At 68.2% G+C, this 17238-nt stretch carries 18 protein-coding genes; 10 read left to right on the top strand and 8 right to left on the bottom strand.

Annotated features, from left to right (window positions below; genetic code table 11):
- Nucleotides 1–40: 40 nt before the first annotated feature.
- A complete protein-coding gene (locus tag ACH49X_RS32455; RefSeq protein ID WP_195083244.1) occupies nucleotides 41–844 on the top strand; it encodes an acyl-[acyl-carrier-protein] thioesterase in 804 nt (267 codons plus the stop codon).
- A gap of 314 nt (nucleotides 845–1158) precedes the next feature.
- On the opposite strand, the gene ACH49X_RS32450 is transcribed toward ACH49X_RS32455, so the two are convergent.
- Entirely contained in the window at nucleotides 1159–2829 is a 1671-nt protein-coding gene (locus ACH49X_RS32450) for an FAD-dependent oxidoreductase (protein WP_357209080.1), read from the bottom strand.
- 181 nt (nucleotides 2830–3010) lie between these two features.
- On the opposite strand from ACH49X_RS32450, the gene ACH49X_RS32445 reads away from it, so the two are divergent.
- On the top strand, nucleotides 3011–3502 hold the full coding sequence (locus ACH49X_RS32445; RefSeq protein ID WP_195083246.1) for a histidine phosphatase family protein: 492 nt from the start codon (nucleotides 3011–3013) through the stop codon (nucleotides 3500–3502).
- Nucleotides 3503–3514: 12 nt separating this feature from the next.
- Here ACH49X_RS32445 and ACH49X_RS32440 read toward each other — a convergent pair whose 3' ends face one another.
- The gene (locus ACH49X_RS32440; RefSeq protein ID WP_195083247.1) at nucleotides 3515–3718 is read right to left on the bottom strand and encodes a hypothetical protein; all 204 of its coding nucleotides are present in this window, start codon (nucleotides 3716–3718) and stop codon (nucleotides 3515–3517) included.
- A 58-nt stretch (nucleotides 3719–3776) separates the two neighbouring features.
- On the opposite strand from ACH49X_RS32440, the gene ACH49X_RS32435 reads away from it, so the two are divergent.
- From ACH49X_RS32435 to ACH49X_RS32410, 6 genes are all read left to right on the top strand, one after another.
- Nucleotides 3777–4148 (top strand): glyoxalase superfamily protein, encoded by a 372-nt coding sequence (locus tag ACH49X_RS32435; protein ID WP_195083248.1) that lies wholly within the window; start codon nucleotides 3777–3779, stop codon nucleotides 4146–4148.
- Between the two features lie 247 nt (nucleotides 4149–4395).
- Nucleotides 4396–4854, top strand: a complete 459-nt coding sequence (locus ACH49X_RS32430; protein ID WP_195083249.1) for a MerR family transcriptional regulator — start codon at nucleotides 4396–4398, stop codon at nucleotides 4852–4854.
- Nucleotides 4851–5861, top strand: coding sequence for an aldo/keto reductase (locus ACH49X_RS32425; RefSeq protein WP_195083250.1), 1011 nt, complete (start codon nucleotides 4851–4853; stop codon nucleotides 5859–5861). The genes ACH49X_RS32430 and ACH49X_RS32425 overlap by 4 nt, the downstream gene beginning before the upstream one ends.
- A 26-nt stretch (nucleotides 5862–5887) precedes the next feature.
- Complete coding sequence (locus ACH49X_RS32420; RefSeq protein WP_195083251.1) at nucleotides 5888–6181, top strand: putative quinol monooxygenase; 294 nt, start codon at nucleotides 5888–5890, stop codon at nucleotides 6179–6181.
- A 154-nt stretch (nucleotides 6182–6335) separates the two neighbouring features.
- Complete coding sequence (locus ACH49X_RS32415; RefSeq protein ID WP_357209078.1) at nucleotides 6336–7130, top strand: GNAT family N-acetyltransferase; 795 nt, start codon at nucleotides 6336–6338, stop codon at nucleotides 7128–7130.
- On the top strand, nucleotides 7127–8116 hold the full coding sequence (locus ACH49X_RS32410; RefSeq protein ID WP_195083253.1) for a pirin family protein: 990 nt from the start codon (nucleotides 7127–7129) through the stop codon (nucleotides 8114–8116). The genes ACH49X_RS32415 and ACH49X_RS32410 overlap by 4 nt, the downstream gene beginning before the upstream one ends.
- A gap of 74 nt (nucleotides 8117–8190) precedes the next feature.
- On the opposite strand, the gene ACH49X_RS32405 is transcribed toward ACH49X_RS32410, so the two are convergent.
- A complete protein-coding gene (locus tag ACH49X_RS32405) occupies nucleotides 8191–8667 on the bottom strand; it encodes an SRPBCC family protein (protein WP_357111599.1) in 477 nt (158 codons plus the stop codon).
- Nucleotides 8664–8996 carry a helix-turn-helix transcriptional regulator gene (locus tag ACH49X_RS32400; protein WP_195083255.1) on the bottom strand — a complete coding sequence of 111 codons (333 nt, stop codon included), beginning with the start codon at nucleotides 8994–8996 and terminating at the stop codon, nucleotides 8664–8666. The genes ACH49X_RS32405 and ACH49X_RS32400 overlap by 4 nt, the downstream gene beginning before the upstream one ends.
- A 266-nt stretch (nucleotides 8997–9262) precedes the next feature.
- Here ACH49X_RS32400 and ACH49X_RS32395 point away from each other — a divergent pair, with 266 nt between their 5' ends.
- Nucleotides 9263–9886: a hypothetical protein gene (locus tag ACH49X_RS32395; protein ID WP_357111596.1), complete on the top strand. Its 624-nt coding sequence runs from the start codon at nucleotides 9263–9265 to the stop codon at nucleotides 9884–9886.
- Here the strand turns inward: ACH49X_RS32395 and ACH49X_RS32390 are convergent.
- The gene (locus tag ACH49X_RS32390) at nucleotides 9883–10737 is read right to left on the bottom strand and encodes a helix-turn-helix transcriptional regulator (RefSeq protein ID WP_357209077.1); all 855 of its coding nucleotides are present in this window, start codon (nucleotides 10735–10737) and stop codon (nucleotides 9883–9885) included. The genes ACH49X_RS32395 and ACH49X_RS32390 overlap by 4 nt on opposite strands.
- Nucleotides 10738–10837: 100 nt before the next feature.
- On the opposite strand from ACH49X_RS32390, the gene ACH49X_RS32385 reads away from it, so the two are divergent.
- Nucleotides 10838–11848, top strand: a complete 1011-nt coding sequence (locus ACH49X_RS32385; protein ID WP_357111590.1) for an aldo/keto reductase — start codon at nucleotides 10838–10840, stop codon at nucleotides 11846–11848.
- A gap of 432 nt (nucleotides 11849–12280) precedes the next feature.
- On the opposite strand, the gene ACH49X_RS32380 is transcribed toward ACH49X_RS32385, so the two are convergent.
- The 3 genes from ACH49X_RS32380 to ACH49X_RS32370 form a co-directional block, all read right to left on the bottom strand.
- Entirely contained in the window at nucleotides 12281–12787 is a 507-nt protein-coding gene (locus tag ACH49X_RS32380; RefSeq protein ID WP_323124719.1) for a DUF4442 domain-containing protein, read from the bottom strand.
- A 96-nt stretch (nucleotides 12788–12883) separates the two neighbouring features.
- Nucleotides 12884–16837, bottom strand: a complete 3954-nt coding sequence (locus ACH49X_RS32375) for a DNA-directed RNA polymerase subunit beta' (protein ID WP_195083259.1) — start codon at nucleotides 16835–16837, stop codon at nucleotides 12884–12886.
- Nucleotides 16838–16943: 106 nt separating this feature from the next.
- Nucleotides 16944–17238 (bottom strand): hypothetical protein (locus tag ACH49X_RS32370; protein WP_397071720.1); only part of this gene is annotated, 295 nt, incomplete at its 5' end.

Here is a 17238-nt window from a genome sequence, read left to right as displayed (position 1 = left end):
CGAAGAAAACGCGGCACACCGTGCAGCGCGAGGAGCACAAGTGTCACTCGATCAGCCACTCGCCCCGCTTCCCCAGGAGGGCATGGGCTTTGCTTCGGCGTGGCCCGTCCGGGCTGGCGATGTGGATCCCTACGACCGGTTGCGGTTCGACGCCGTCGCCCGCTACCTGCAAGATATCGCCTGGGAAAATCTGCATAGCACCTTCTTCCACCGCACCGACCCGAACTGGATCGTCCGGCGCACCGTCATCGACGTGATCCGGCCGATCCTGTGGCCGGACGAGGTGCACCTGCTGCGGTGGTGCTCGGCGATGTCCACCCGGTGGACCAATATGCGCGTGCGGATCACCAGCGGAAACGGCGGGTTGATCGAGACCGAGGGCTTCTGGATCAACATCAGCGAGTCCACCGGCATGCCCGCCAGGATCAGCGACGAGGGCCTCGCCTACCTCGCCCGCACGTCCACCGAACACCGCCTGCGGTGGCGGCCCTACCTGACCGACGCCACACCGCCGGAGTCGGACACCGACCTGCCGTTCCCCGTGCGCGCCACCGATATCGACCAGTACAACCACGTCAACAACGCCTGTTACTGGCAAGCGGTGGAACAGTTCCTGGTGGAATATCCCAAGCTGCTCGCGGGCCCGCATCGCGCGGTGATCGAATACGTGGCGCCGGTGCTGGCACGTCAGCACGTGAGCGTCCGCAGCCGGTACGAACCGGGCGACCGGACCGGCCAGCCGGTGCTGCGGCTGTGGTTCGTGGTCGGCGGGACCACCACGACCGTGGTCCGCATCATGCCGTTGCCGGGCTCCCCCGGCTCCCCCGCCTCTCCGAGTTTTTAGGCCGTACCAGTCGCGAACCGCGGGAGTCACGTTCAGGTCCTGCGTTGGGTGGCGCTCGGTTTTCGGGCGTACCCGGTGAGTTACCCATGTCCTTGCGAGATCAGTCGACCGGTTCTCGCCGAGATGATTCGCCTTGGTGGCGACCACGGCGAGTGTGCGCAACGGCCCGAAGCCCGCTCGCCCGCGACCACGTCCGCGGAGGCGCGATCGGCGCGTACTCATTTTTCTCTACGGCCGATACTCGGGGCCACATCGGCACCGTCTTGCGAGTGGAGCCGGTCGGGCGCGGGTGGTCCGACCGGCGTCCTGGATCGTCAGCCGCGGGCGGCTTTGAGCAGGTCTTCGCGGGTGGTGAACTTGACCCGGGGTCGGCCCGCGGACTTGCCCGCGGCCTTTTCCGCCTGGTCGATCGCTCGCCAGCCCGCTCGGTCCACCAAGTCGGCCTGACGCTCGGCGAGCAGCGCCTTGAGCGCGGCGCGGTCGGCCTGCGGCGCGGCCAGTTTGCCCGCGGTGAAGTCGGCGAGCAGGTGCTCCACCGTCTCCTCGGCGTCGGTGCGGTTGGAACCGATGACGCCGCGCGGTCCCCGCTTGATCCACCCGCTGACGTACACGCCGCTCAACAGCGTCCCGTCCGCGCCGACGACCCGGCCGTGCTCGTTCGGCACGACGCCGCGCCGCTCGTCGAACGGCAGTTCGCCGATCCGCTCGCCGCGGTAGCCGATGGAGCGCAGCACCAGCGAGGTCTCGATGCTCTCGGTGCGGTCGGTCGGCCGCGCCACGAGCTGACCGTCCTCTTCGAACAGCTCGTTGTGCACGATCTCGATGGACCCCACCCGATCGGTGCCGGTGAGCGCGGCGGGCGAGGTCAGATAGCGGAACACGATCCGCTTGTTGCCCTCGGCCCTGCGACCGCCCGCGTACTCCTTGGCCAAGGTGTATTTCAGCGCCAGCGACGGCTCCACCTGCGGGTCGTCCACGAGCGCCTGGCTGGCGTGGTCGAGTCGCAGATCGCTCTCGTCCACGACGACGTCGACGCCCTTCAGATGCGCGAGCGCGAGGAACTCCGGCGAGGTGTAGGCCGCCTGCAGCGGGCCGCGCCTGCCGAGCACGACCACCTCGCGAATATTGCTCTGCCGCAGGGCCTCCAGCGCGTGGTCGGCGATGTCGGTCTTGGCGAGTTCGTCCGGATCGACGGTCAGCACCCGCGCCACGTCCAAGGCGACGTTGCCGTTGCCGACGATCACCGCGCGCTCGCCGGACAGATCGAAGCTCCGGTCGGCGTAGTCGGGATGGCCGTTGTACCAGGCGACGAACTCGGTGGCGGAGTGGCTGCCAGGCAGGTCCTCGCCGGGGACGCCCATCCTGCGGTCGCTCGACGCGCCGACGGCGTAGATCACGGCGTGGTGGTGGCGCAGCAGTTCCTCGTGCGAGATGTGCGTGCCCACTTCGACATTGAGGTAGTACTGCAGCGTCTCGCGGCGGAACGCGGACTCGAACATGCCCGAGACCGTCTTGGTGCCGGGATGGTCGGGCGCGACGCCCGCCCGCACCAGACCCCACGGGGTCGGCAGCCGGTCGAACATCTCGATTTCCACGTCGGCCCTGCGCAGCAGCTCGTCGGCCGCGTAGCAGGCCGCGGGCCCTGCGCCGACGATCGCGACGCGCAGGGTGCCCAGCTCCTTCGGCGGACGCGAGGGCGTGACGATCGGATCGAAGTTCGACTCCAGCGGATGCCGTTGGAAATAGGCGGCATTGATGTCGCGGAATCGCGCCAGCGAAGCGGTCAGGTCGTCCTCGGAGAAGATGGCCTCCACCGGGCACGCGTCGACACAGGCGCCGCAGTCGATACAGGTGTCGGGGTCGATGTAGAGCATCTCGGTCGTCGCGAACTCCGGCTGGTCCGGAGTGGGACGGATGCAGTCGACCGGGCACTCGGAGACGCAGCTGGCGTCGTTGCAACAACGCTGCGTGATTACGTAGGCCATATTGTGCTGATCCTCGAAGAAGTACGTGGGCTGTGGCCACCCAGGGGTTGTGGTGGACAGATGAGCGGCGTCCCGCACGTCCGTCGCGAGGGTCGCCCGCGGCAGTTCGTGATGTGATGCCGCTTTCAGTTTGCCTCGAGTGTGGTCCGGACCTCTCCCCCGGAGGGCTTACCGTATCCCCATGGCGCGGACTCTGATCCTCATGCGGCACGGCAAGTCGGCCTATCCGGAGGGCGTCGACGATCACGAGCGACCGCTCGCGCCGCGGGGCAGGCGCGAGGCCGGACTCGCCGGGGAGTGGTTGCGCGCGACCCAGCCTCCGATCGACGCCGTGCGCTGCTCCACCGCCATCCGCACCAGGCAGACGCTGTCCTCGACCGGGATCACCGCGCCGGTGGTCTTCGAAGCGGGGATCTACGAGGCCGCGCCGGAAACGCTCATCGAGCTGGTCCGCCTCAGCGACGACGACGTGGCGACACTGCTGGTGATCGGGCACGCGCCGGGCATGCCGTGGACGGCTTGGGAACTGGCGAGCAATCGCGACAGCGCCCCCGCGGTCGAACTCAGCCGGAAGTTCCCGACCTCAGCGCTCGCGGTGCTGCGCTTCGATCGCGACTGGGCCGACGTCGATCCGGGTACCGGAGAGCTGGTGCAGTTCCACATTCCGCGCTGACCGCACGCGCGGTCAGCGCAGTAATCTGCCGCCGACCACGACGACCCCACCGAGCACGAGCAGCAGCGCGAACGCGGCGAGTCCCCCGAACAACCACCACACCACGCCGAGCGCGAGCGCGAACGGCGCGACCGCTATCGCGGTGATCACCGGGCTTTCCTTGACCGTCGCCCAGGCCGAACGAGCCCTGATCCGGTCGATGTCCTTTCCAGGCATGTGCCCAGGGTAGGCCGGAATCCGGGACTTTGTCGGTGCACGGTGGAATGCTCGCCGGATGGATTGGAAAATCGAGCTCGTCGCCATCCCGGTGACCGACGCCGACCGCGCCAAGGACTTCTACACCAAGATCGGCTTCAACGCCGATCACGACCACCGGGTGAACGAGAACCTGCGCTTCGTTCAGCTGACCCCGCCCGGCTCCGGCTGCTCGATCTGCCTCGGCGAGGGCATCACCGACGCCGAGCCGGGCAGCGTGCGGGGCATGCAGATGGTGGTCGCCAGCGCCGAAGACGCCTACCGTCAGCTGATCGCCGCCGGTGTGGAGGCCACGCCGGTCGAGGACCTCGGCTGGGGGCTGTTCACCTTCTTCGCCGATCCGGACGGCAACAAATGGGCCGTTCAACAGCTGCCCGACTACAGCAGCTGATCGGAGGGGGTTGTCCGAGTCAGAAGCAATACCGCCCGTAGCGGCAGCGGGCACAGATCGCGCTCGGCTCGGACCACCACTGCGGTCACCGACTTCGTCGACCGGGAGAACACCCGGAGAATTGGTCTTGCATGGAGTGCACTCCAGGTGATTAGCGTCGTCAATGTTCAACGAGAAGGGCGAGTGCAGTGACCGAGCGTCGGCGAGTGAACCGAGGACACAGGACGAGCGCGGGCAAGGCGCGGTCATGAGCGAGACCGCGTCCGCGCTGACCGCGAGCGAGGATCGGGAACTGCCGCGGTATTCGATCGGCGAGGTGTCCGAGCGATCGGGGCTGAGCCGGGATACGTTGCGCTGGTACGAACGGATCGGGCTGATGGACTACATCGGCCGGGACCATTCCGGCAAGCGCCGGTTCAGCGACCGGGATCTGGAATGGCTGGCGCTGATCGGCCGGCTGCGCACGACCGGCATGTCGGTGGCGGACATGGTTCGCTACGCCGAGCTGGTGCGGGCGGGAGACGCCACGATCCCGCAGCGGCTGACGATGTTCCGGGACACTCGCGCCGAGGTACTCGCCAAGATCGATGAACTTCGGCAGACCCTGGCCGTGCTGGACTACAAGATCGCCCTCTACGAGGACAAAGTCGAGGCAGCCCCGCCGGCCGAGGTCATAGCGCACGACAGCGAAGGGATCAAGCTATGACGAGCACGGACACGCTGCCCACCACCACCCTGGGCGCCGGCGGCATCGAGGTGGGGACGCAGGGTCTGGGCTGCATGGGCATGAGCGAGTTCTATGGGCCCAGCGATCTCACCGAATCCAGGGCGACCCTGGATCGAGCGCTGGAACTGGGTGTCACCCTGTTCGACACCGCCGATATCTACGGCTCCGGGCACAACGAGGAATTCCTCAGCGACTTCGTCCGCGCCGAGCGCGACCGGCTGGTGATCGCCACCAAGTTCGGCATCGTCCGCAAGGCCGACGACCCGGCCTACCGTGGCTTCGACAACTCTCCCGCCTACATCCGCGCCGCGGTGGAGGGCAGCCTGCGCAGGCTGGGGATCGACACCATCGATCTGTACTACATGCACCGCAAGGACCCGGCCGTGCCGATCGAGGACACGGTCGCCGCGATGGCGGAACTGGTGCGGGAGGGCAAGGTCCGCGCTCTCGGGCTGTCCGAGGTGACGGGCGCCGAACTGCGCGCCGCGCACGCGGTGCATCCGATCGCGGCCGTGCAGTCGGAATGGTCGCTGTTCTCCCGGGACGTCGAACGCACCGTGGTGCCCGCGGCGGCGGAACTCGGCGTGACCTTCGTGCCGTACTCGCCGCTTGGTCGCGGCTTCCTGACCGGAGCGTTCACCGGCACCGCGGACACGAGCGATTTCCGTTCCTCGATGCCGCGCTTCACCGGCGAGAACGCGGTGCGCAACGCGGAGCTGCTCGAGCCGCTGCGCGCCATCGCCGATGCGCGCGGCATCACCCTGGCACAGGTGGCGCTGGCCTGGGTGCACGCACAGGCCGGTGTGCACGACCTCGCCGTGGTGCCGATCCCCGGCACGCGCAGCCGTACCCGGCTCGCCGACAACGTTGCCGCCGCGACCATTGCGCTCACCGCCGACGAACTGGCCGCGTTGGAGCCGATCGCCGGCCGGGTGGCCGGAACCCGGTACGCGGACATGTCGTTCACCTCGGCGGGCCGGGAGTGACCCATTCACCAGATCAGGAGAGGCCCATGTCGACGTTGACGCTCAATGTCCGCTTCACGGCGAAGCCGGGGCGCGAGTCGGAACTGAAGGATCTGCTGCAAGGCATGATCCAACCCACGCTCGCGGAGGAGGGCTGCATCCGCTACGAGCTCTACCTGCATCCCACCGACGAGAGCCGGATGGTGTTGCTGGAGGAGTGGGCCGACGAGGATGCCCTCGCGGCGCACTTCCGGACGCCGCACCTGAAGGCGTTGGCCACGGCGCTGCAGGACGTTCTGGTCGAACCGTTCCAGCTGCGGCGGTTCACCGAGATCGGGTGAGCGCGGCGGTGGTCCTGGGCCGCGCTCCGGCCCCGGACCACCGCGAACTCGCGTGGCCGAGCAGTTTCCCGACCGGATCGCGCCCCGGACCGAAGTCCGCTTCTTCGACTGCGCGATCGGCGCCGTTCACCGGCGGGACTAACATCCCACGAATATGAGCCCCGAAGCGCCGCGAGACCGCGTCTGGATCGACAAACGGACGCCGACCGCGTTCCGCGCGCTGAACAGCGTCGCCAGCGAGGTCAGGTCCGCCGCGGCGGCGGCGGGACTGGATCGCCGGATCGTCGAGCTGATCAATCTGCGCGTTTCCCAGATCAACGGCTGCGCGTACTGCCTCGACGTGCACTACCGGGCCGCCCTGGCGGCCGGGGCCACCGAGCAGGAGATCGCCGTGCTGCCCGGATGGCGCCGCGGCGGCACGTACACCCCGTTCGAGCAGGCCGTGCTCGCGATCGCCGAGGTGACGGCGACGCTTCCCGACGAGCACGTCATCGAGCGCGAGTACGCTTCGGCTCGCCGGTATCTGACGGACGATCAGCTGTCGATCGTCATCTGGGTGGCCACCACGATCGGCGCGTTCAACCGGGTGTCGATTCTCAGCAGGCACCCGGTCCGCGCACGGAAGGAGAACGGAACCATGACCGAATCGGCTTCGGAGTCCAAGGTCGTCCGCAACGACGAGCGGCATCGCTACGAGGTGTTCTACGGCGGGGAACTGGCCGGCTTCGCCGACTACGAGGAACGCGACGACGAGACGGTGTTCACGCACACCGAGGTCGACGGCGCGTTCTCCGGGAAGGGCCTCGGCTCGGTCCTGGCCAAGAGCGCGATCGAGGACGCCGTCGAGCGCGGGCGCGTGATCCGCCCGGTGTGCCCGTTCATCAAGGCGTACCTGGACAAGCACCCGGACTACGACGAACACGTGATCGGCAAGGGCGTCGATCGGTGAGTGATCTGGATCCGCGCCCGGCCGAGACGCTGTGTGAACCCGCGCCCGGCCCCGGCCCGGTCGCGGAGCGGTATCCGGCACGCGAGGTGCCGCTGGGCGGGGTGCGCGGCGTGTACGTCGAAAGGGTGCTGCCGCAACGCGATCTGCCCACTGTCGGCGCGTGGTGCTTCCTCGATCACTTCGGCTCCCCGACGGTGACCAAGACCGGTGCGCCGCCGGACATCGATCCGCATCCGCACATCGGCCTGCAGACGGTGACCTGGCCGTTCGAAGGCCGCATCCGGCATCGCGACTCGGTCGGGTCGGACGTGGAGATCGAGCCCGGCCAGCTGAATCTGATGACTTCCGGACGCGGCATCGCCCACTCCGAGTACGCGGTGCCCGGCGCTCCGGCCGGGCACGGATTGCAGCTGTGGATCGCGCTGCCGGGCGACCGCACCGGCATCGCCCCGCATTTCGAGCAGCACCGCGAACTGCCGGTCGTCGAGGCGCCCGGTCTGCGCGCGATCGTGCTGATCGGATCACTGGCCGGCAAGACCTCGCCCGCCATCGCCTACACGCCCATCGTCGGCGCCGATGTGCGGCTCGAGGCGGGAGCCGACGTCACCCTCCCGCTGAACCCTCGGTTCGAGCACGCGGTTCTCGTGATCGAGGGCGAGGTGAGCGTCGCGGGCGACGAACTCGCCCCCGGACCGCTGCTGTATCTGGGCACCGACCGCGATGAACTCCAGCTCACCAGCGCGGGCGGCGCGCACTTCGCGCTGATCGGCGGCGAGCCGTTCGGCGAGGAACTGGTGATGTGGTGGAACTTCGTCGGCCGCGACCACGAGGACATCGTCGCCGCCCGCGCCGATTGGGAGAACCACGACGTCACCCGCTTCGCCGACATCGCGGGCCACACCCCGCAGCAGCGCATACCCGCCCCGCCCCTGCCCGGACTGCACCTGAAGCCCCGCAAACGCCGGATCGGCCCGGCCCGGGACTGAGCGCCGTCTCGTCCGGCCGGCCCTTCGCTTCGGCTCCGCTCACGTCACCGCGACCGGAGCCGAAGCGCCCGGGCTCAGCCGCGGGCGAGCAGCGCGTCGAGTGCGCGGTAGCTCTCGTTGAGCCCCGACTCCATGCCGGACTGCAGCATCCCGTCCCGTTCCTGCGGCGTGTGGAACTGGCTGTCGGTGACCACCTTGGTGCGACCGTCGCCGAGGTCGACGAAGCTGACGCTGTCGATCGCCACATGGGCGGGCATGCCGTCCCATTCGAAGGAGTACACGATGCGCTCCTGCGGGGCGATCTCGCGGAAGCGGCCCTCGAATCCGTGGGCCTCCCCGTCGGCGTGCTCGACGAAACGCCAGTGACCTCCGGCGCGGAACTCCCAGCGCTCGATATCGAGCCGATTGCCGCGACCCCACCACTGAGCGAGCTGTTCGATCCTGCTGTAGGCGGCCCACACGCGCTCGCGCGGCGCGTCGAAGATCCGCTCGATGTGGATCGCGCGGTCGGTGTCGGCCGTGATGACGGCGTCGTTCGTGGTTGTGCTCATCGCTCCTGCTCCGTTCGTTCGAGGAATTCGCCCAGACGGTCCAGCCGCCCTTCCACCATCCGCCGGTAGCCCTGCATCCAGGCCACTTCGCGGTCGAAGACGTTCTCGCCGAGGCGGCAGTACCGCACCCGCCCGCGTTTCTCCGTGACCACCATGCCCGCCGCCTCCAGCAACTGGATGTGCTTCTTGACGCCGGTGAGCGTCATCTCGAAGCGCTCCGCCAGTTCGCTGACGGTCGCGGGCCCACTGCCGAGGCGTTCGAGGATGCCACGCCGGGTGGGATCCGCGAGCGCTCCGAAGGAGGCGTCCAAGAAGTCATACTGAACCATCTAGTTCAGTGTTACGCAGAAACGGACGCGCGTCAAGAGGGAATCGCACGCCGGCATGTCCAGCGCCTCGAACGATGGGCGACCGAGAACTCAAGACATGGCGCACCGACGAGACCAGGGCCGCGGCCTACCCAGCGGTGCGGTGCGACAGGGACTTTCCAAGCCGCAAGCGGTGATGAACTGTCGCTCAGCCCTTCTGATCGAGCCCGCCGGGCGGTATCTTGTCCGGACGAACCGGACACGGGGCGGGACACGGAAAGAGCACGATGAGGATCTCCCAATTCACCGCGACGACTCTGGTGGCGTTGGCGGCCACCGCACTCACCACGAGCGCCGCGCACGCGCAGCCCGCGCCCGCCGACGCGCCGCTGGACCTGCACGGCACGTTCCATCAGGTCGCCTACGAAGTCGCCGCCAGCGAGGATCGCCGTGCCGCGGTGGCCACCCTCCAGGACGGCACATTCGAGCTGACCCACGACGACCGGGTGGTGACGGTGGCCGATCGCGAAGGCCAGATCGTCGCCGCGCTGCCGATGACGCTGCGCATCGGTGACCAGCGAGTGGCGCTGCGGCCCGTGCTCGAGGACGCGGGCCACCGCCTCACCGTCGCGCCGGTCGCGATGACCGACGCGCCGGTGCGCGACATCGGCGCCCAGGAGCGGTTCTACGCCGAGGCGGAGAAGGTCATGCCGACCATCCTGGCGGGCGCGGGCATCGGCGCCGCCATCGGCTTCATCGTCGGATTCCCCCTCGGCCTGTTCGTGATCGACTTCATCACCGTCCCCGTCGCCGCGGTCGCCGGCGCCGCGATCGGCGCGATGGCCGGGTACGTCATCGGCGGCGGACAGCCCGCCGTCGACGCGGCGCTGGAGTACGTCACCGCGCCCTAGTCGAGCCGGTCGGCTGGCGTCAGCCGCTGCGTGCCGATCACCCGCAGCAGGTCCAGCTTCTCGGCCGCGTCCGTGCCCGGGCGCGGTAGGTAGACGAGCAGGCGCTGGGCGGCGTTGGGCGTGAGCAGCGTTTCGCAGACGATGTCGATCAGCCCGACCTGTGGATGCAGAATGCGCTTGATGTCCGACAGGCGCACGGACACCTCGTGTTCGTTCCACAGCCGGTCGAATTCCGCGCTCGCGGAGCGCAGTTGCGCGACGAACTCGACCACGTCCGCATCGGCCGCCCTTCGCGCGGCCGTGGCGCGCAGATCCGCGACGTGCCTGCGGCTGAGCCGGTCCCAGTCCTCCTCCGGGAAGTACGTGCGCGCGGACGGATCGGTGAACCAGCGGTAGGCGTAGTACCGATCCCAGCCGCGCCGTTCGGCGTGATCGCCGACCAGCAAGGTGTGCATCCGGTTCTGCACGAGCACCTCGCCGAGATCGGTGACGACCGTGGCCGCGGTGTCGTCCAGCTTGGCGAGCAGGTGCATGAGGCCGGGGCCCACGTGCTTGTCGGTCGTCTCGCGTCCCGGCGGGGCGTGGTCGCACAGGTGGTAGAGGTGGTCGCGTTCGTCGTTGCCCAAACGCAGGGCGCGCGCGAGCGAGGCGAGCACCTGGGTGGACGGACGCGGGCCGCGCGACTGCTCCAGCCGGGTGTAGTAGTCGGTCGAGATGCCGGCGAGCAGGGCGACCTCGTCGCGGCGCAGCCCCGGCGTGCGGCGCCGGGTGCCGGGCGGAACTCCCACGTCGGCGGGCGTCAACTGCTCCCGGCGACGGCGTAGGAAATCGGCGAGTTCGGGGCGGTCCATGCCACTACTGTCCCCCGACACGGCGCGCTCAGCCAGGGATCGCCGCTCCTACGACAAACGATCTCTCCCGGCTCGCGCCCCACCGGCGCAGGCTGGTCCCATGACGACAACGAAGATCGACGAAGTGCGGCTCGGAGCCACCGGACCGACCGTGAGCCGCATCGGGCTCGGCGCGATGAGTATGTCCGGCGCGTACGGCGCGACCGACGACGCCGAATCGACCGCGACCATCCACGCGGCGATCGACTCCGGCGTCAACCTCATCGACACCGGTGATTTCTACGGCGCGGGCCACAACGAGATGCTGATCGGCAAGGCCATCGCCGAACGCCCCCGCGAGGACGTGGTGCTGAGCGTTAAATTCGGCGCGCTGCGCGGGCCCGACGGCGCTTTCGTCGGCATAGACAACCGCCCCGCCGCGCTGCGCAATTTCCTGAGCTACAGCCTGCGGCGGCTCGGCGTCGACTACATCGACATCTACCGCCCCGCCCGGCTGGACCCGAACGTGCCGATCGAGGACACCGTCGGCGCCATCGGCGAGCTGATCGAAGCCGGATATGTGCGGCACGTCGGCCTGTCCGAGGTCGGCCCGGAGACCATCCGGCGCGCCGCGGCCGTATATCCCATCGCTGACCTGCAGATCGAGTACTCGCTGATCTCGCGGGGGATCGAGGAGCGCATCCTGCCCGTCTGCCGTGAACTCGGCATCAGCGTCACGGCCTACGGCGTGCTCTCGCGCGGCCTGCTCAGCGACGCGATCCAGCCCGGCGCCACCTTCGCCCCCAACGATTTCCGCGCGCACAGCCCGCGTTTCCAGGGCGAGAACCTCGACCGGAATCTGGAGCTGGTCCGCGCGCTGACCGAGATCGCGGCGCGCAAGGACGCCTCGGTGGCGCAACTGGCCATCGCCTGGGCACTGACCCGCGGCGAGGACATCGTTCCGCTCATCGGCACCCGCCGACGCGAACGCTGGGCGGAAGCCGTTCGCGCGCTCGACCTTCCGCTTACCGAAGACGAGTTGACCAGTATCGAGTCGGCCGCGCCAGCCGACCGGGTGGCGGGTGAACGATACGCCACGGCGCAGATGGCGATGCTCGACAGCGAGCGGTGAGATAGCGTCCGGAGCGTGGCCGCCTGGCCGCGCTTCGGACCACCCACAGCGCGGCGTATCGCACCGCGGGTCCGTGGCCCTCGTATCGCAAGGGCCACGGACCACGGTGTGGCCGTGGGCATCAACTTGTTGAGCGCGTGGCGGCTGATCGCCGCGCCCCGAATGCTTCGACCGCCGCGCTGGTCACCCGCCGGAATGGGCGGCAGCGGTGCGGCACATGAACATTCTCGCCGTGGCAACGGGGCGGTGACGACACTCGCTTCCGCGATTCGCACCGCACCGGCGTGCGCGGCGCCAGATGTTCGGCCGCCGTACCGGCCACTCCCCGTGGAGCACAACCGATCATCCCCTCCAGGCCCTCAGCCCGTCGTATCGGCCGCCTGCGGTGGCACACCGCCGATCATCCCCGAGCCGAGCACACCTACGGCGTGATCAGGACCGGCGCGGACGGAGCACGGCTGTGAATGCCGCTGCGGCGACAGTCCTTCCGGTGTTGTCGGCGATGTCCACCGGAACTTCCAGTTCGAGCGGCACCTTCGCCTCGATATCCGCACGCATCTTGGCCAAGGTCTCGCCGGAGAACGCGGAAGTCGCGCGAAACGGCCCCGCCTCTCCTTTGGCACGGGCCTTGTACTCGATACGCCCGTCCTTCGCGACGATGAATGTATCCCCCATCAGGTCTACGATTCCGGACACCGACGCGCCCATCGCCGCGGTCTCCGCCATCCCGAACAGCACCGCGGCGTGCAGATCCCCGTTGTGATTCAGGTGTTCGGCGCGCGGCACGATCGACACCACGTTGCGCCCGGCCGCGAACTCCTCCCATTCCACTCCCGCGTACTGGATGAACCCCAGCTTCCGGAACCCGGCCACCACCAGGTCCGCCAACGCCACGCCGTCCACCGCCACCTCCAGGACCAGAACTGAAACCTGTTCCACTTTTACTGGCTCGCACGCCGGTTGTCCACCACGCGGAAACGAATCCGGCCCCCGCTCCAGAACGGAGCGGGGGCCGGATGCCTTACGGCTGACGGATCAGCGGTAGTCGCTGAAGCCGTAGTCGTCCAGCGGAACCGCGGCGCCGGTGGTCTGACCGAAGCTGTCCGGGCTGTAGTAGGTGTCGTCGTAGGACGGCACCGCGTACGCGGCGGCACGAGCTTCCTCGGTCGGCTGCACCTGGATGTTGCGGTAGCGGTTGATACCGGTACCGGCCGGGATCAGCTTGCCGATGATCACGTTCTCCTTGAGGCCGATGAGCTTGTCGGAGCGGCAGTTGATCGCCGCGTCCGTCAGAACCCTGGTGGTCTCCTGGAAGGACGCCGCCGACAGCCACGAGTCGGTGGCCAGCGACGCCTTGGTGATACCCATCAGCACCGGGCGACCCGCCGCGGGCTCGTTGCCCTCGGCGACGACGCGACGGTTGGCGGCCTCGAACTCGGCCCGCTCGGTGAGCGAGCCGGGCAGGAACTCCGTGGCGCCCGAGTCGATGATCGTCACGCGACGCAGCATCTGGCGCACGATGACCTCGATGTGCTTGTCGTGGATCGACACACCCTGCGACCGGTAGACCTCCTGGACCTCGTGGACCAGGTGGACCTGAACCTGACGCGGGCCCATGATGCGCAGCACCTCGTGCGGATCCGCCGCGCCTTCCAGCAGCTGCTGGCCGACCTCGACGTGGTCACCGTCGGAGAGCAGGCGCTCGGTGCCGTCGTCGTGCTTGAACACACGCAGACGCTGCCGCTTCGAGAGCTTGTCGTAGACAACCTCTTCGCCACCGTCATCCGGGATGATGGTGATCTTGTAGAAGCGGTCGTCGTCCTCCAGCCGCACGCGACCGGAGACCTCGGCGATGGGCGCCTTGCCCTTCGGCACGCGCGCCTCGAACAGCTCCTGCACCCGGGGCAGACCGCCGGTGATGTCGTCACCAGCGACACCACCCTGGTGGAAGGTGCGCATGGTCAGCTGGGTACCGGGCTCACCGATGGACTGCGCGGCGACGATACCGACGGCCTCACCGATGTCGACCAGCTTGCCGGTCGCCATCGAGCGGCCGTAGCAGGTCGCGCACACGCCGGTGCCGGTGGTGCAGGTCAGCACGGAGCGGACCTTCACCTCGGTGATGCCTGCCTCCAGCAGCGCCTCCAGCGCGGGATCGCCGAGGTCGGCGCCCTTCGCCACGATGACGTTGCCCTGCGCGTCGACCGCGTCGGCCGCGAGCGTGCGCGCGTAGGTGGAGGTCTCCACATGCGCGTCGCGGATGATCGAGCCGTCGAGCTGCTTCTCCGCGATCGGCACCACGATGCCGCGCTCGGTGCCGCAGTCGTGCTCGCGCACGATGACGTCCTGCGAGACGTCCACCAGACGACGGGTCAGGTAACCCGAGTCGGCGGTGCGCAGCGCGGTGTCGGCCAGACCCTTACGAGCGCCGTGGGTGTTGATGAAGTACTCCAGAACCGTCAGGCCCTCACGGAAGGAGGACTTGATCGGCCGCGGGATGAACTCACCCTTCGGGTTCGTCACCAGGCCCTTCATACCGGCGAGGGTACGGGTCTGGGTGAAGTTACCCGTGGCGCCCGAGTCGACGATCGTGATGATCGGGTTGTCGGCCGGGTAGTGCGCGCGCAGCGCCTTACCGACCTCCTCGGTGGCCTCCTGCCAGATCTTGACCAGGGCGTTGTTGCGCTCCTGGTGATCGAGCGCACCACGCTGGTACTTCTTCTCGATCTGATCCGACTGCGCCTCGTAGCGCTCCATGATCTCGGCCTTCTCCGGCGGCACGAGCACGTCGGACATCGAGACCGTCACGCCGGAACGCGTGGCCCAGTAGAAGCCGGCGTCCTTGAGCTTGTCGACGGTCTGCGCGACCACGATCATCGGGTAACGCTCGGCGAGATCGTTGATGATCGTCGCTTGGCGCTTCTTGGGCATCTGCTCGTTGATGAACGCGTAGTCCACGGGCAGCAGCTCGTTGAACAGCACCCGGCCCAGCGTGGTCTCGATGGTCCAGGCGTCGCCGCGACGCCAGCCCTCCGGGAACAGCTGCGCCTCGATCTCCTTCGGCGGACGCTGGTCGGTCAGCCGGACCTTGATCAGCGAACGCACGGTGAGCTCACCGCGGTCAACCGCCATCTGCGCCTCGGCGGGCGAGGAGTACACGCCCCGCTCCGGACCATCGGCGGTAGCCGGCTGGTAGGAGCCCTTCGCGCCCTCTTCCAGACGGGTCAGGTAGTACAGGCCGGTCACCATGTCCAGACGCGGCATGGCCAGCGGCCGGCCCGACGCGGGCGAGAGGATGTTGTTCGACGACAGCATCAGCACGCGCGCCTCGGCCTGCGCCTCCGCCGACAGCGGCAGGTGCACGGCCATCTGGTCACCGTCGAAGTCGGCGTTGAACGCCTCACAGACCAGCGGGTGCAGCTGGATGGCCTTGCCTTCCACCAGCTGCGGCTCGAAGGCCTGGATACCGAGGCGGTGCAGGGTGGGCGCGCGGTTGAGCAGCACCGGGTGTTCGGCGATGACCTCTTCGAGGACGTCCCACACCTGCGGCCGCTGCCGCTCCACCATCCGTTTGGCGGACTTGATGTTCTGCGCGTGGTTCAGGTCGACCAGGCGCTTCATCACGAACGGCTTGAACAGCTCCAGCGCCATCAGCTTGGGCAGACCGCACTGGTGCAGCTTCAGCTGCGGACCGACGACGATGACCGAACGGCCCGAGTAGTCGACGCGCTTACCGAGCAGGTTCTGACGGAAGCGGCCCTGCTTGCCCTTGAGCAGGTCGGACAGCGACTTGAGCGGACGGTTGCCCGGTCCGGTGACCGGACGGCCGCGGCGGCCGTTGTCGAACAGGGCGTCGACCGACTCCTGCAGCATCCGCTTCTCGTTGTTGACGATGATCTCGGGCGCGCCGAGGTCGATCAGTCGCTTGAGGCGGTTGTTGCGGTTGATCACGCGACGGTAGAGGTCGTTCAGGTCGGAGGTGGCGAAGCGGCCACCGTCGAGCTGAACCATCGGGCGCAGCTCCGGCGGGATCACCGGAACGGCGTCGAGCACCATGCCCATCGGCGAGTTGCCGTTGGCCTGGAACGCCGCGACGACCTTCAGCCGCTTGAGCGCGCGCAGCTTCTTCTGGCCCTTGCCGGTGCGGATGGTCTCGCGCAGCGACTCGGCCTCGGCCTCGATGTCGAAGCTCTCCATCAGCTTCTGGATGGACTCCGCGCCCATCGCGCCGGTGAAGTACTCGCCGTAGCGGTCGACCAGCTCGCGGTAGAGCACCTCGTCGACGATGAGCTGCTTGGGCGCCAGCTTGGTGAAGGTGTTCCAGATCTCCTCCAGCCGGTCCAGCTCGCGCTGGGCCCGGTCGCGGATCTGGCGCATCTCGCGCTCGCCGCCGTCCTTGACCTTGCGGCGGACGTCGGACTTGGCGCCCTCGGCCTCCAGCTCGGCCAGGTCGGCCTCCAGCTTCTGGGCGCGGGCCTCGAGGTCGGCGTCGCGCTGGTCGGCGACCGCCTTCTTCTCGACCTCCATCTCGGCCTCGAGCGTGGACAGCTCGTTGTGCCGCAGCTCATCGTCGACCGCCACGATGACGTAGGCGGCGAAGTAGATGATCTTCTCCAGATCCTTCGGCGCCAGGTCGAGCAGGTAGCCGAGGCGCGACGGCACGCCCTTGAAGTACCAGATGTGGGTGACCGGAGCGGCCAGCTCGATGTGGCCCATGCGCTCGCGGCGCACCTTGGCGCGAGTCACCTCGACGCCACAGCGCTCACAGATGATGCCCTTGAAGCGGACGCGCTTGTACTTGCCGCAGTAGCACTCCCAGTCCCGGGTGGGACCGAAGATCTTCTCGCAGAACAGGCCGTCCTTCTCCGGCTTGAGCGTGCGGTAGTTGATGGTCTCCGGCTTCTTCACCTCGCCGTAGGACCACTGACGGATGTCGTCGGCGGTGGCGAGGCCGATCCGGAGTTCATCGAAGAAGTTGACGTCTAGCACGTAACTTCCTTTCCCCTGTGCGGGTCGAATTCGAGCAAAAGTTCACTAGTTGGGTAATCCGTTGCGGAGGCCGGATGCCGTGCGATGACGGCATCCGGCCGACCGCCTAGTTCGCCAGATCGTCGACGGTGGCGGCTTCGTTCCTCGACAGGTTGATGCCGAGGTTCGCCGCGGCGCGCTCCAAGTCCTCGTCCTCGCCTTCGCGCAGCTCGATCGCGGCGCCGTCGGACGACAGCACTTCGACGTTGAGGCACAGCGACTGGAGTTCCTTGAGCAGGACCTTGAACGATTCCGGAATGCCCGGCTCCGGGATGTTCTCGCCCTTGACGATCGCTTCGTAGACCTTCACGCGACCGACCACGTCGTCGGACTTGATGGTCAGCAGTTCCTGCAGGGTGTAG

This window comes from Nocardia sp. NPDC019323, from assembly GCF_044389845.1.
GTDB lineage: Bacteria > Actinomycetota > Actinomycetes > Mycobacteriales > Mycobacteriaceae > Nocardia > Nocardia implantans.
Note: the sequence above shows the minus strand (reverse complement) of the source record. Positions and strands in the feature narration are given on the sequence as shown.

Bases quoted from the DNA above. Each gene is read 5' to 3' on its own strand.
- ACH49X_RS32450 (WP_357209080.1), bottom strand. From the start codon at position 2,829: ATGGCCTACGTAATCACGCAGCGTTGTTGCAACGACGCCAGCTGCGTC.
- ACH49X_RS32390 (WP_357209077.1), bottom strand. From the start codon at position 10,737: ATGGACCGCCCCGAACTCGCCGATTTCCTACGCCGTCGCCGGGAGCAG.
- ACH49X_RS32435 (WP_195083248.1), top strand. From the start codon at position 3,777: ATGGATTGGAAAATCGAGCTCGTCGCCATCCCGGTGACCGACGCCGAC.
- ACH49X_RS32415 (WP_357209078.1), top strand. From the start codon at position 6,336: ATGAGCCCCGAAGCGCCGCGAGACCGCGTCTGGATCGACAAACGGACG.
- ACH49X_RS32400 (WP_195083255.1), bottom strand. From the start codon at position 8,996: ATGGTTCAGTATGACTTCTTGGACGCCTCCTTCGGAGCGCTCGCGGAT.
- ACH49X_RS32440 (WP_195083247.1), bottom strand. From the start codon at position 3,718: ATGCCTGGAAAGGACATCGACCGGATCAGGGCTCGTTCGGCCTGGGCG.
- ACH49X_RS32385 (WP_357111590.1), top strand. From the start codon at position 10,838: ATGACGACAACGAAGATCGACGAAGTGCGGCTCGGAGCCACCGGACCG.
- ACH49X_RS32395 (WP_357111596.1), top strand. From the start codon at position 9,263: ATGAGGATCTCCCAATTCACCGCGACGACTCTGGTGGCGTTGGCGGCC.
- ACH49X_RS32425 (WP_195083250.1), top strand. From the start codon at position 4,851: ATGACGAGCACGGACACGCTGCCCACCACCACCCTGGGCGCCGGCGGC.
- ACH49X_RS32445 (WP_195083246.1), top strand. From the start codon at position 3,011: ATGGCGCGGACTCTGATCCTCATGCGGCACGGCAAGTCGGCCTATCCG.
- ACH49X_RS32405 (WP_357111599.1), bottom strand. From the start codon at position 8,667: ATGAGCACAACCACGAACGACGCCGTCATCACGGCCGACACCGACCGC.
- ACH49X_RS32430 (WP_195083249.1), top strand. From the start codon at position 4,396: ATGAGCGAGACCGCGTCCGCGCTGACCGCGAGCGAGGATCGGGAACTG.
- ACH49X_RS32420 (WP_195083251.1), top strand. From the start codon at position 5,888: ATGTCGACGTTGACGCTCAATGTCCGCTTCACGGCGAAGCCGGGGCGC.